We start from the raw sequence: 13,100 nt of genomic DNA on the forward strand, positions 1-13,100 counted from the left end.
GGGATAGGAGGAGTGTTTGGCATCTTGACGGCTCTCGGAGTAAAAGCCTTACTTATCCTCTATTTATATAGCAGGGTTCAAGCGATTGCCCTGGGTTATTTATATCAGGGACTAGTTTTTCTTCAAATGCATTTACATCAGTACCAGAATGGAGCGGGCGTATTGGTTCTATTTGAGTAGGGGCAGGTGTTCCAAGCCAAGCAGGTATGGCAGAGGGAATATTACTCATTATTGATCTCCCAGTTATTTCGTTTCTTATTGGGAGTATGGTAGGGGTATTAACTTTTTGCGGAAGCAAAGTATCTTAGTGGTTTAATTTTAGGGATAACGGGATAAAGCTTGAATAAGCAAACCTATTCCCATAGCCACCACCAGCAAGCCTGCTGTTAGTTTGATAGCAGGTTTACGCAAAAAGCGTTGTAATTGGGCGGCAAACGTACCCATGAGTAATAAATTAGGTAAGGTTCCCAGACCAAATGAGAGCATAATCAGCGCCCCCTTGGTTATACTGCCTGCTGATACCGTCCACAGCAGTACACTATAGACTAAACCACAAGGGAGCCAGCCCCAGATAACCCCCAGCGGGAAAGCTTTGAGCGGGGTATTAATAGGAATAAAACGCCGCCCTAAGGGTTCTAAGCGTTTCCAAATCGGCTTGCCCATGTGTTCGATTTTGGTAATCCCACCCCAGATACCTGCAAGATAGAGACCTAGGGCAATCATAAATAGAGCAGCCAGAATACTGAGCACAGTACGCAAATGATTCAGCTCAGTCCATTGTAAAGCAGCAAACCCTAGGCTACTGGCAATCACACCAGCAAGGGTATAGCTGCTTAAACGTCCTAGATTATAACTGAGCAATAGGGGCAGGGATTGGCTAAGCTGTTGGCGCTGAGTGGCAGGGAGGCTAAAGGTCAGGGCGCTGACAATACCACCACACATACCCAAGCAGTGCACGCCACCCATTAAGCCTACTAAAAACGCAGCGCTATAGTCTGAGTATTGTAGCCAAGCCCAATCCATACTGCGTTTACTCTAAAAACATTAATTGAGGGTATGACGGGTTTCATAATGTCCCGCCTTAAAGCCTTTAAAGAAGTTATTTAATAAGGGATGATCAACGGGAGCCTTTAGATTATCCGGCTCTAAATTGCGCTGAGCGACATAAGCCACATGACCATCTTCGTCAATTAAGACGTGATACCAAGGCTCATCCTTAGGAGGTGCTTCTTTACTAGCATTCGTATTACGCTCATACCATTCTTCACTCCCCTGAAATTGGGCATCCACATCCACCACGACGCCACGATAATTAAATAGGCGATGGTGAATGAGTTGACCAATGGCAAAATTAGCGTTTTGCTGGGTTGTCATGCTGTTGTAATACCTCTTCAAGCTGCGATGATGCTCCGAAGCCAATAGTATGTGGCGTAGTAGCAGTATTTCAAGTGCCTAGCTATTTTGCTCAACTATTAATGCCGCTAATGCGTGCTCATAGTGCTGGTATAATTGTTGCCGAATCGCCTCACCTTTAAAGCCTTGGCGAATAATATCTTGCACGTTAATTTGCTGGCAGACCGTAAGTGCTTGTTGCAGCAAGGTACGTTGTGGATAAGGAGCTTGTTCAAATCCCAAACGTCCTCGACTATCAGCTTCACAGGTCAGCAGCAGTGCCTCAAAGCGTTCTGGGCGGCGTAGTGCATCTGTATTCACTAGAAGTTGTACCAGCTCTGCGGCATTTAATAAGCGGCTCTTATGAATTTGACCATGAAACTCAGCGACTAGTTCAGCAAGTTGTTGATAGTGATTCGGAATACGATAGTGCTGACACCAGGCGGTAACCAGTTGCTTACTCAAGGGTTCATGCCCAGTATGAGCGGGTAGAATATCAGCAGGTGTTAAACCTTTGCCTAAATCATGGACTAAGGCAGCAAAGCGAATTTTGGGATCAGAACTTAGGCTACAAGCGGCTTGCAGTACCATCAGGGTGTGAATACCACAATCAACTTCGGGATGAAACTCAGGATTTTGCGGTACACCAAAGAGTCGATCAAGCGCGGGGAAAATAATGGCTAAAGCCCCACACTCGCGTAGCACCTCAATAAAACGCGCGGGTTGTGCTTCACCTAGTGCATCCTCCATTTCTTGCCAAACCCGCTCCGGGACGAGTGCGTCGACTTCGCCATTATCTACCATGCTTCGCATGAGTTGCAGGGTTTCAGGTGCCACATTAAAGCCTAAGGGTGCATAACGCGCCGCAAACCGTGCCACCCGCAAAATCCGCACCGGATCTTCAGCAAAAGCATCTGAAACATGGCGCAGTACTTTATGGGCTAAATCATCTTGACCGTGATAGGGGTCAATAATGTCACCATTTTCAGCTTGTGCGATGGCATTAATGGTTAAGTCGCGACGGGCTAGGTCTTGCTCTAAGGTAACACTGGTATCGGTATGAAATTGGAAGCCGTGATAACCCTTAGCCGTTTTACGTTCGGTACGCGCGAGGGCATATTCGTCTTGCGTTTCAGGGTGTAAAAAAACCGGAAAATCTTTCCCCACCGGGCGAAAGCCTGCTTTGAGCATCGACTCAGGATCAGCACCTACGACCACATAGTCACGGTCTTTAACCGCACGCCCTAATAATTGATCCCTTACGGCTCCCCCTACTAAGTAAAATTGGGGCTTTTGCTGAGTTGTCATCAGTCTTGTGCGAGAAACCCCGCTCGTGAGGCTTGGGGAGGGATAGCGCGTCGATAGTCGACCCTCTTCTCGCTCCTCTTGTTTGTTAGGCTATCTTGGATAATGGAGTATTCACACAATAATATAGTATCATGTGAAGCATGAAAGTAAAACGTGCCTATCAATTCCGCTTCTATCCTGATCCACAGCAACAAAAGTTGTTGGCTCAGACGTTTGGTTGTGTGCGTTTTGTCTATAATCACCTGCTGCGTTACCGTACGGATGCTTATTATCAGGCAAAGGAAAAGGTTAGCTATATCGGTGCCAATGCCAAACTGACCGAAATGAAGCAGTTGCCTGAATTTGCTTTTCTAAACGAAGTCTCTAGCGTCCCTCTACAGCAATGTCTGAGAAGTCAACAGGCGGCGTTTAAAAACTTCTTTGAAGGTAGAGCTAAATACCCCAGATTTAAATCTAAGAGACATCAGCAGTCAGCAGAGTTTACTTATCGTGCTTTTACTTATCGTAACGGCGAACTAAAACTGGCAAAGTGCGATAAGCCGTTGGATATTAAGTGGAGCCGTCAACTTCCCTCTGATCCTACTACCGTTACTGTTTCTAAAGACGCAGCAGGGCGCTATTTTGTGTCTTGCTTATGTGAGTTTGAACCTACCTTGTTGCCCATTACTGATAAAAAGGTAGGAATAGATATAGGCATTAAAGATTTATTCGTCACCAGTGAGGGGTTTAAGTCTGGCAATCCTCGTCATACAGCGAAATACGCTATTAAATTAGCTAAGTATCAACGTCGTCTTGCTAAGAAGAAACTCGGTAGCAAGAATCGGTTGAAAGCTAAAGTCAAAGTAGCTCGTATTCACGCTAAGATTTCCGATTGCCGTTTGGATAATTTGCATCAATTATCCCGCAGATTAGTAAACGAGAACCAAGTGATCTGTGCTGAAAATCTTGCTGTGAAGAATATGACTAAAAACCCGAAGCTAGCTAAGCATATTGCAGATGCTAGTTGGGGAGAATTCACTCGACAATTGGAGTATAAGGCAAGTTGGGCAGGTAGAACGTATGTCGAAATCGATCGTTTCTTTCCTAGCTCTAAACGTTGCTCTTGTTGTGGATTTGTCTGTGAATCCATGTCATTAGATATTAGATCGTGGACATGCCCTGAGTGTAGCACTCAGCACGACCGTGATATCAATGCAGCACAAAATATCTTAGCCGTGGGACTCACGGTGTTAGCCTTTGGAGAGAGTGTCAGTGGCGATAGCATTTCGATGTTGTTGTCCCGTTCTCGTTGAATTAGGAATCCCTTAGCTTTAGCTAAGAAGGTCAATTGCTTATTCCAGAATATTATTTAGCCGTAGTCTATCCAACTAGTAACATTGACGCTTTTGGGGAATTATGTTCACATGCAAATTGCTCTATTTAAAGTATTTTGTCGTATAGGTTATACCTATTCTAAAATATTTACCCTTTATCGTCACGCTACGCTAACCGTTAGGAGATAATCAATGGCTCATATTATTGTGTTGGGTGCTGGTACTGGTGGAATGCCAGCGGCTTATGAACTTAGAGAAACTCTAGGTAATGATCATGAGATTACCGTAATCAATGAGCGTGATTACTTTCAGTTTGTCCCTTCTAATCCTTGGGTGGCAGTGGGTTGGCGTAATCGTAATGATATTACTTTTCCGATTGAACCCTATCTTAATCGTAAAAATATTAAATTTGTAGCAGGGCGCTGTGACAAAATTGATCCAGCGACGAATACCCTTACTCTGGAAAATGGTACGCAATTCCAATATGACTATTTAATGATTACCACAGGGCCTAAATTATTTTTCCAAGAGGTCGAGGGGGCGGGGCCAGAAATTGGGCATACCCATTCTATTTGCACCGTCGATCATGCCGAAGCGCTGTATGTTGAGTATCAAAAATTACTTGAAAAAGGCAGTGGTCATATTGTAGTGGGAGCTATGCCGTTTGCGAGTTGCTTTGGTCCGGCTTATGAGTTTGCCTTTATTGTCGATGCTGATCTGCGTAAGCGTAAGATTCGCCATAAATTCAAAATGACTTATGTGTCCTCTGAGCCTTATGTGGGGCATCTCGGTTTAGCTGGGGTGGGCGATTCTAAAGGTATGATGGAGCATGAGTTACGTAATCATCATATTGATTGGATTATCAATGCTAAAACCACCAAAGTAGAGCAAGGCTTACTCCATGTCGATGAATATAATACCGATGGTGCGGTGCATAAACAGCATCAAATCAAATTTGATCTCGCCATGATGCTCCCCGCGTTCAAAGGCGTGGATGCCGTGGCAGCGGTGGAAGGACTGTGTAATCCGCGTGGTTTCGTGATTGTTGATGAGCTACATCGCAGTACAAAATACAAAAATATTTATTCAGCAGGGGTCTGTATCGCTATCCCGCCCGTTGAAGCCACACCTGTCCCCACCGGAGCGCCCAAGACCGGCTATATGATTGAGACCATGATGACCTCCGCTGTGCATAATATTGCGGATGAATTAGCCGGTAAGGAACCGCATACCAAAGGTACTTGGAATACTATTTGTTTGGCTGATTTTGGTGATACGGGGGCGGCGTTTGTGGCTCTACCTCAATTGCCACCGCGTAATGTGGCATGGTTCAAAAAAGGCAAATGGGTACATATGGCTAAGATTGCATTTGAGAAGTACTTTATTCGTAAAATGAAAAAAGGCACCTCAGAACCCTTCTATGAAAAATCTATTTTAAAAATGATGGGTATTACCCGTATCTAGCCGCTGGCATAAATTCAGGTATGATACACGGAAGGTCTAAACCTTCCGTTTTCATTTGGGGAGCCGCCAGTGCCATTACCATATTATGTAACTCAAGCCGAAATTGAACAGACCGTTGCTGATGCCTTGCGCGAAGATATTGGCTCCGGTGATGTAACCGCTGATCTCATTCCTGAAAGTACCTATTCGGTCGCAACCGTCATTACCCGTGAAGACATGGTGCTTTGTGGGGTCGACTGGTTTAATGAAGTGTTTCGTCAAGTAGACCCTAGTATGAAAATTACCTGGTTCTTTAATGATGCCGATCACGTACCCGCGAATGCCACCCTATGCCGTATTGAAGGCAAGGCGCGTTCTATGCTGACTGCGGAACGTTCGGGCTTAAACTTTGTGCAAACCTTATCCGGTACTGCTACCCAAACCCAAAGCTATGTGCAAATGATTGCCCATACCCGTTGCAAGGTGCTAGACACACGCAAAACGTTACCTAATTTACGTAATGCCCAAAAATACGCCGTATTATGTGGAGGCGGGAGTAATCATCGTATTGGTTTATATGATCGTGTCTTAATTAAAGAAAATCATATTATTGCAGCTGGTTCGATTACCGCAGCTATTCAACAAGCGCGACGTTTACATCCTACTATTCCGGTAGAAGTGGAAACCGAAAACTTAAAAGAAGTCGCCGAAGCAATTGAGGCTAAAGCCGATATTATTATGGTCGATGATTTTAATTTGGCGGATATGCGCGAAGCCGTCGTATTTACTAATGATCGTGTTCCGTTAGAAGCCTCCGGCGGTGTTAATCGCGATACTATCGTAGCGATTGCCGAAACAGGGGTAGATTTTGTATCGATTGGCGGCATTACCAAACATATCCGCGCTATTGATTTATCCATGCGGTTTCAATCATGAGAACGTATTTAGTACTCATACTAATAGCCAATAGTCTAACAGGTTGTGGATATAAGGGTGATTTATATTTACCTGAGCCTAAAAAAACAGAAGTAGCACCCGCCACGACACCGGCTAATACCACAATAACCACCGAAACCGATACGCCAAAAATAAAACGTATCATCCCTGAGTCATAGGATTATTTTTAAATCATGGATCATTTTGAATACCGTAATGGGCAGTTATTTGCAGAGAATGTTGCCGTTGCTGAACTTGCCAAACAATACGGCACACCGTGCTATATCTATTCAAGAGCCACATTAGAGCGACATTGGCATGCCTTTAATGATGCATTTGGTACACAACCCCATTTAATTTGCTATGCCGTAAAATCTAACTCTAATTTAGCAATTCTCAATCTATTTGCTCGTTTAGGCTCTGGCTTTGATATTGTGTCCCTAGGGGAGTTAGAGCGGGTATTAGCAGCGGGTGCAGATCCTAAAAAGGTAGTATTTTCAGGGGTCGCTAAAAAAGCGAGTGAAATGCGCCGTGCTCTAGAGGTAGGGATTCGCTGCTTTAATGTAGAATCTGAGGCAGAATTAGAGCGCCTAAATCAAGTCGCGGGCGAAATGGGTAAGATTGCTCCTATTTCATTGCGGGTGAATCCTGATGTGGATGCTAAAACGCATCCTTATATTTCCACTGGGCTTAAAGATAATAAATTTGGTATTGCTTTTGATGAAGCCGAACGGGTTTATATCAAGGCTAGTCAGTTACCTAACTTAAGAGTAGAGGGCATTGATTGCCATATTGGTTCGCAGCTTTTAAGCCTAACTCCTTTTATGGATGCCTTAGATCGTTTATTAGTAATGGCTGAGCGCTTGAAAACAAAAGGTGTACATATTCATCATATTGATTTAGGTGGCGGATTAGGAGTGCGTTATAATGAGGAAACCCCTCCATTACCTTCTGATTATACTAAGCGTTTAATGCAAGATGAGCGTTTAAAACAATATGAAATTCTAATGGAGCCAGGGCGAGCTATTACGGCAAATGCGGGTGTCTTAGTTACTGAGGTTGAGTATTTAAAATTAGCAGAGCATAAAAACTTTGCCATTATTGATGCCGGAATGAATGATCTCATTCGACCCGCTTTATATCAAGCATGGATGAAAATCATTCCTGTTATAGAAAATCCAGCGCGTGAAACCCGTACTTATGATGTGGTAGGACCGGTCTGTGAAACGAGTGACTTTTTAGGTAAAGAGCGTGAGTTAGCGATTCAAGCAGGAGATTTGCTCGCGGTACGCTCAGCGGGCGCTTATGGGTTTACCATGGCCTCTAATTACAATACTCGTCCATTAGCGGCTGAAATTATGGTGGATGGTAATAAAGCCTATGTCATTCGTGAGCGTGAAACGATTGCATCTTTATATGAGAATGAAAAAATACTGCCACTTTAATAAAGCACTAGCCTTTATTTAAATGATCCTGTACGCCTGTCCAATAGGGGATAGGCTGATGGATACAATCTTTTACCCGTTGAATATAAAGCTGAGTGACATAATCATTCGGAAGTTGAGCATTAACTTGTTCTAAGGTAGTAAGTGCTGCTTCCCAGCGATGAGCATAGCAATGCTCTAAACCTAACTCATACAGGGCGTAAAGCGCTTTCTGATCAGCGCTTAATTCAGTGATTAAACCGATTGGCTCATAAAGATTCACGACATTTTGTTTGCCTTTTACTCTCACTTGATCAATGTGACGAAATAAAATAGTAGGGCATTGTTTTTTAGTCGTTTCAGTCACTAAAATATCAACCTGATAAAAGCGTGTTAGAGGTTCAATTCGAGAGGCTATATTCACCGCATCACCTAATACCGTATAAGCACGGCGTTGTTGTGAACCCATTTCTCCAACATTCATTTCTCCGGTATTAATACCAATCCCCAATTTAACTGAGGGTACACCTAATTCATTAAATTCATGCTGGTGCTTTCTTAGCATGTTTTGTAGAGCCAGTGCGGTATAGACACTTTGCTCGGCATGATTCGCTTCTGGTAAAGGAGCACCCCAAAAAGCCATAATCATATCACCAATATATTTATCAATAATACCGCGATAGTCATCAATAATAGCTGTAGCATAGGTTAAATAACGGTTTAGAAATTGCTTTAGCTCTTGAGTGCTAATTTCCTCCGAAATTTGAGTGAAATCATGTAAATCAGCAAATAATACTGTCATTTCACGCCGCTCACCTTCAAGATTGATAGCTTTAGGGTCATGCATAATACGTTGAATATGCTCTGAGGGCACATATTGACCAAAGAGTTGCTGTAATTGGGCACGACTACGACTCTCAAAGAAAAGACTGGCAATTAAAAAGATTAGGGTAATGCTAATAATAAGTAATAGGGGAGTAGTAGGGGAAATATAAATTTGAGAAAATTGGTGTAAGGCATAATGGCTAAATAGTATTATACCTAATAGTGTCATCCCCGTTAACAGTAAATGATGCGGTCTACAGCGTGGATACCACAAGAGCATTATTAGACATAAAATAAATAGTTCCGCCATGACAACAATGTAACCCCAGTCAGGTGCATACCATAAAATACTAGGATGTAGTATGCCATTTAAAGCCAGCGCTTGAATTTCAAACTCAGCCATCGCGGCTCGTATAGGGGTGGATTTTAAATTCCCTACGGAGCTAGCAGAGGAGCCAATAATGGCAATGGCATTATTTAAAATAGGCAGGGGGGTTTTATTAACAATATCAGCCGCTGATACCCGCTTAATCTGGTTTAGATTAGCATGATAGGGAATTAGCAGTTGTCCGAGCGGATCTGTGGGAATAAAAATATTACCTAATTGCAGACCTTGATAGATGGTTTTACCATAATGTTGATCTAAAACAATTTGGTAATCTTCTACATTTAAGTAATGCTGGGCTAATACTAAGGCAAAGGCAGGATATAGTGCTTTATCAAATTGCATGACTAAGGGTAAACTACGCAATACACCATCAGAATCTACTTGACTGGCTATATGCCCCTCACCACCACTTGCATCTTGATAGGGTAATAAATTGGCTGAATATCCAGTCGATTGCCAACCCGATACTAAATTAGGGTCAATTAAGGGTTTACCTTTAGCAAGTAGATTATTTTGTGCCGCTTGATCGTGGAAAGAAAAACTTAATATGACCTGATTTTGATGTAGAGTCCGAGTCAGAATATCATCCGCATCCATTTGATCCCGTAAAGCTAATAAGTTATTAGGTATAGGGCGTTTGAGTTCGCGTAATTTATTTTCTAATTCATCAATAGGATTAATTTCACGATGATCAAAAATCGTAGTTAGCCCAATTAATTTAGGCTTATAGCTGCCTAAGATATTAATAAAATCGGCAATCTCTTTACGTGGACGAGGCCAACCCCCAATTTGGCTCATGGTATTTTCGTCTATATCCACCAATACAATAGTAGGCTGTTCGAGCGGGGCTTGACGACTGCTATTGATGAGGTCGAGATCATAATAAAGCCGCTCAATACGTTGCAAAAAGGGGGTGATACTCGCGACAGGCCAGCACGTTGCACCCATGAGTACTAGCCCAAGTAGCAAGCTGAGTATGATTTGTAATTGGTAATTGCGATAAAAGAGCCACATAGGCTAACAATGTGGCACAAGTTGGGTGTTTTTGCCTAGGGTATTTTTTACTACCATTTAGTTTTAAATCACCAACGCGACGGCAGCTTTTTCTTTAACACGATTTGCTTCAGGTCATTACTACCGATGTAATCCCCATGGCGTAAATCTTTCATAATCCGACTTACCATTTCGCGCGATGAGCCAACCATTTCAGCAATTTCTTGGTGGGTCATGCGTGGTGTGACTAAGACACCGTTTTCTTCTTTGGCTTGTGAGAGCAGGACACGAGCGACGCGCCCATAGACATCAAGTGTAGAGAGTGAGCAAATCGTATCGTCTAAGACACGTAGGCGGGTGGCTAAAGCGCTGAGCATGGGCAAGAGCGACTCTGGGAATTGCTCAATAAATTGTTGAAAACCTTCGGTAGTTAAGCATAGTAGTTTAGTCGATTCTACGGTCATGACGGTCGCTGAGCGCGGTTGACCATCCAATAGACTCAGCTCACCAAAAAAATCACCTTCATTTAAAAAGGCTAATAAAGTTTGGCGTCCTTCTTCATTGCTAGCCAGCACTTTCAAACGTCCATTTAATACAATGTATAAGGACTGAGTCATCGCCCCTTGGTTGATAATGATGCTATTTTTGGGGTAGGTAAAGGCATGAGCTAAGCCATTAAGATGTTCTAACTGCTCAGGTTTCAGGTTTTTAAATAGGGGAATATGGTTAAATGAATGGATAGCACTAGGTATTGTTTTCATAATGGTCAGTATTCATTAAAAGTGATCAATCAGTATGCCATGCTTAGCAGTATTTTGCTGGTGTTGCTATAAGTATAGTCGTTAGTGATGGATATTTAATCACATTAAGCGCTAAACTAGGGTAAAAGACAGGGGAACTGTTTCTTGATCTGGTTTGTTCTTAGGGCTTTTCCTCCAAATGTGAGGAAGTGGTCTATGCTTAGTACAGAGGAAGCGTCGAATAGCAAATGGAGTTTGAGTATGACGAACCAAAATACCCTATTTGAAGTAGGGATGGTATTGTCCAAACGTGGCAAGGTAACCGCCAGTTTGGAAGGTGTTACCCGTATTTTAAAGCGAGGAGATGTCATTTTTAGTGATGATATTGTCTCTACTGTGAGAGGCGCTAATCTGCAACTGCGGATGGCAGATAATAATATTGTTATGCTGCGAGGTGGCAGCACGTTTAGAGTAAGCTTATATCGTATGGAGTTTGGGCTAGAGCAAGTAAGACGCTTTGAATACAGTGGCGGATCGATTCGCCCTAGTCATCGCCATGAGCCACCTTTAGGAGCGCCCGCTATGGTGGCTAATAGTTAGCTTATGTCATTTTAAGTTAGGGTTGCAGGCAATGGGCTAGCTGGTCTGCGGCCTGCACTAATAACTCAGGATAAGTACGTGTAGTCAAGGGCAGTTGACTACCTAATCCATCTAAAGTAGCGGTGTGTAAGTTTAATTCTGCTACTAAACTCGCCAAAGCAGTGGGTGAAAATTGTGGCTCATATAATAAACACTTTACCCCATCCTGTTGCACCGTTTGATACAAAGACTGTAAGTGTTTAGCACTCACCTGATGTCCTAATCCCGTGCCTACGGTGGCCTTTAATTGTATTCCATAACGCCTATCAAAATACTGCCATGCATCATGGAAAGTAATATAGCCTTGCCCTTTGAATGGTAATAGTTGTTGGCGTGCGCTTTGATCGGCTTGTTGAATGGCTGCTATTAATGGCTCGGCATTGGTATTAAAGGTTTTAGCATATTGGGGATAGCGCTGACTCAATGTTTGAGTAATGGCTTGAGCCATGGCTATGCCATTATCCGCATCTAGCCATAAGTGCAGATCTTTTATCCCATGTTCATGATGCTCATCTTCATGGTGGGAATCCGATAAATCGCGCGTTGATAGCAAAGTAATATGCGGAGCTGCTGATAAAGTTAATAGCTGTTGCTGTGGTTTGAGTTGCTGCAATGCTTTATCTAGCTGTGCCTCAAATTCAGCATCAATACGAATAATAACCTCAGCCTGAGCCAAGGCACTCGCATCCGAGGGACGTACACTGTATTGATGCGGCGAGACATTATCAGGTAATAACTGGCGGGTTTGTAGTGGTGTTCCTGCCGTAATAGCCAATGTCATGCTTTGAATCGGTTTAATCGTGCTAATAATCAGGGGCGCTTCTGTGGCCTTATCGGCAGAGTTACAGGCACTTAAAAGCAACATAGCACAGAACATAAAAAGGGATACAATACGGCGCATTATAGTCAATGGGTAGTTATAAAGATGTCAGAACAGGTACTGGCTGCTTTAGAGCATGTCAGCTTGAGGTTAAATCAGCGCGACATTTTGCATGATATTAGTCTTGAAGTACACCCAGCTAAAGTACTCACTCTGATTGGCCCTAATGGGGCGGGTAAGTCTAGTTTATTAAAAATCCTCTTGGGGTTAGAGCAACCTACTGTCGGCAAGGTATGGCGTAAGCCGGGTTTAAGTGTGGGGTATGTGCCGCAACGCTTTCAATTAGAGCCGCTGATGCCTTTAACGGTGGAACGTTTTATTTGTTTGGGGAGTAAACCTAAACAGTCGGTGCAATCCGTGTTACAGGCCGTAGGGATTGAGCAGTTACAACAGGCCTCCCTACAAGGCTTATCAGGAGGAGAGATGCAGCGGGTATTATTAGCCCGTGCTATTTTAAAACGTCCTGAGTTATTAGTGCTGGATGAGCCGGGGCAGGGGGTGGATGTGGCAGGTTTAAGTGAGCTGTATCAACTCTTAACCCAGTTAAAAAATGACTATGACTATGGGGTGGTGTTAGTGTCCCATGATTTACATTTAGTCATGGCGGCTACCGATCAAGTCTTGTGCTTGAATACCCATGTCTGTTGTTCGGGGCGACCTGATGCTGTGACCGCGCACCCCGAATATTTGAAATTATTTGGTTTGCCTAATATTGAGCAAAATCTAGCCGTTTATACCCATCATCATAATCATCATCATGGCCTAGATGGTTCGGTGATTATTGATAGTTGTGAGGGGCATACGCATGGGTAGTAGGGT

The 13,100-nt window shown here is 43.3% G+C and carries 14 protein-coding genes; 8 read left to right on the forward strand and 6 right to left on the reverse strand.

What is annotated here, in order from left to right; genetic code table 11:
• The coding region (locus tag A3IK_RS21620; protein WP_040849552.1) for a hypothetical protein at positions 1–180 on the forward strand (180 nt) is incomplete at its 5' end.
• A 138-nt stretch (positions 181–318) separates the two neighbouring features.
• Here A3IK_RS21620 and A3IK_RS0117350 read toward each other — a convergent pair.
• The 3 genes from A3IK_RS0117350 to A3IK_RS0117360 form a co-directional block, all read right to left on the reverse strand.
• The gene (locus A3IK_RS0117350; protein WP_020561242.1) at positions 319–1,023 is read right to left on the reverse strand and encodes a sulfite exporter TauE/SafE family protein; all 705 of its coding nucleotides are present in this window, start codon (positions 1,021–1,023) and stop codon (positions 319–321) included.
• Positions 1,024–1,044: 21 nt separating this feature from the next.
• Positions 1,045–1,374: a heat shock protein HspQ gene (hspQ, locus tag A3IK_RS0117355; RefSeq protein ID WP_020561243.1), complete on the reverse strand. Its 330-nt coding sequence runs from the start codon at positions 1,372–1,374 to the stop codon at positions 1,045–1,047.
• 78 nt (positions 1,375–1,452) lie between these two features.
• Positions 1,453–2,700, reverse strand: a complete 1,248-nt coding sequence (locus A3IK_RS0117360; protein ID WP_020561244.1) for a multifunctional CCA addition/repair protein — start codon at positions 2,698–2,700, stop codon at positions 1,453–1,455.
• A gap of 140 nt (positions 2,701–2,840) precedes the next feature.
• Between A3IK_RS0117360 and A3IK_RS0117365 the strand changes: the two genes are divergently transcribed.
• The 5 genes from A3IK_RS0117365 (at position 2,841) to lysA (ending at position 7,837) form a co-directional block, all read left to right on the forward strand.
• Positions 2,841–3,992: an RNA-guided endonuclease InsQ/TnpB family protein gene (locus A3IK_RS0117365; RefSeq protein ID WP_020561245.1), complete on the forward strand. Its 1,152-nt coding sequence runs from the start codon at positions 2,841–2,843 to the stop codon at positions 3,990–3,992.
• A gap of 213 nt (positions 3,993–4,205) precedes the next feature.
• Positions 4,206–5,477: an NAD(P)/FAD-dependent oxidoreductase gene (locus A3IK_RS0117370; RefSeq protein ID WP_020561246.1), complete on the forward strand. Its 1,272-nt coding sequence runs from the start codon at positions 4,206–4,208 to the stop codon at positions 5,475–5,477.
• Between the two features lie 69 nt (positions 5,478–5,546).
• Positions 5,547–6,392 (forward strand): carboxylating nicotinate-nucleotide diphosphorylase, encoded by an 846-nt coding sequence (gene nadC / locus A3IK_RS0117375; protein ID WP_020561247.1) that lies wholly within the window; start codon positions 5,547–5,549, stop codon positions 6,390–6,392.
• A complete protein-coding gene (gene lptM / locus A3IK_RS20995) occupies positions 6,389–6,571 on the forward strand; it encodes an LPS translocon maturation chaperone LptM (protein ID WP_083915772.1) in 183 nt (60 codons plus the stop codon). The genes nadC and lptM overlap by 4 nt, the downstream gene beginning before the upstream one ends.
• A gap of 15 nt (positions 6,572–6,586) precedes the next feature.
• Positions 6,587–7,837, forward strand: a complete 1,251-nt coding sequence (gene lysA, locus A3IK_RS0117385; RefSeq protein WP_020561249.1) for a diaminopimelate decarboxylase — start codon at positions 6,587–6,589, stop codon at positions 7,835–7,837.
• Positions 7,838–7,844: 7 nt separating this feature from the next.
• Here the strand turns inward: lysA and A3IK_RS0117390 are convergent, their stop codons facing one another.
• Positions 7,845–9,977 (reverse strand): CHASE2 domain-containing protein, encoded by a 2,133-nt coding sequence (locus A3IK_RS0117390; protein WP_162596687.1) that lies wholly within the window; start codon positions 9,975–9,977, stop codon positions 7,845–7,847.
• A gap of 134 nt (positions 9,978–10,111) precedes the next feature.
• Complete coding sequence (locus A3IK_RS0117395) at positions 10,112–10,783, reverse strand: Crp/Fnr family transcriptional regulator (RefSeq protein ID WP_020561251.1); 672 nt, start codon at positions 10,781–10,783, stop codon at positions 10,112–10,114.
• A gap of 240 nt (positions 10,784–11,023) precedes the next feature.
• Here A3IK_RS0117395 and A3IK_RS0117400 point away from each other — a divergent pair, with 240 nt between their 5' ends.
• Positions 11,024–11,362, forward strand: coding sequence for a FecR family protein (locus A3IK_RS0117400; protein WP_020561252.1), 339 nt, complete (start codon positions 11,024–11,026; stop codon positions 11,360–11,362).
• A gap of 16 nt (positions 11,363–11,378) precedes the next feature.
• Here the strand turns inward: A3IK_RS0117400 and A3IK_RS0117405 are convergent, their stop codons facing one another.
• Positions 11,379–12,266 (reverse strand): metal ABC transporter solute-binding protein, Zn/Mn family, encoded by an 888-nt coding sequence (locus A3IK_RS0117405; RefSeq protein WP_020561253.1) that lies wholly within the window; start codon positions 12,264–12,266, stop codon positions 11,379–11,381.
• A gap of 60 nt (positions 12,267–12,326) precedes the next feature.
• Here A3IK_RS0117405 and znuC point away from each other — a divergent pair, with 60 nt between their 5' ends.
• Complete coding sequence (znuC, locus tag A3IK_RS0117410) at positions 12,327–13,094, forward strand: zinc ABC transporter ATP-binding protein ZnuC (RefSeq protein ID WP_020561254.1); 768 nt, start codon at positions 12,327–12,329, stop codon at positions 13,092–13,094.
• The last annotated feature ends 6 nt before the right edge of the window (positions 13,095–13,100 follow it).

Source organism: Thiofilum flexile DSM 14609 (assembly GCF_000380185.1).
GTDB classification, from domain to species: domain Bacteria; phylum Pseudomonadota; class Gammaproteobacteria; order Thiotrichales; family Thiotrichaceae; genus Thiofilum; species Thiofilum flexile.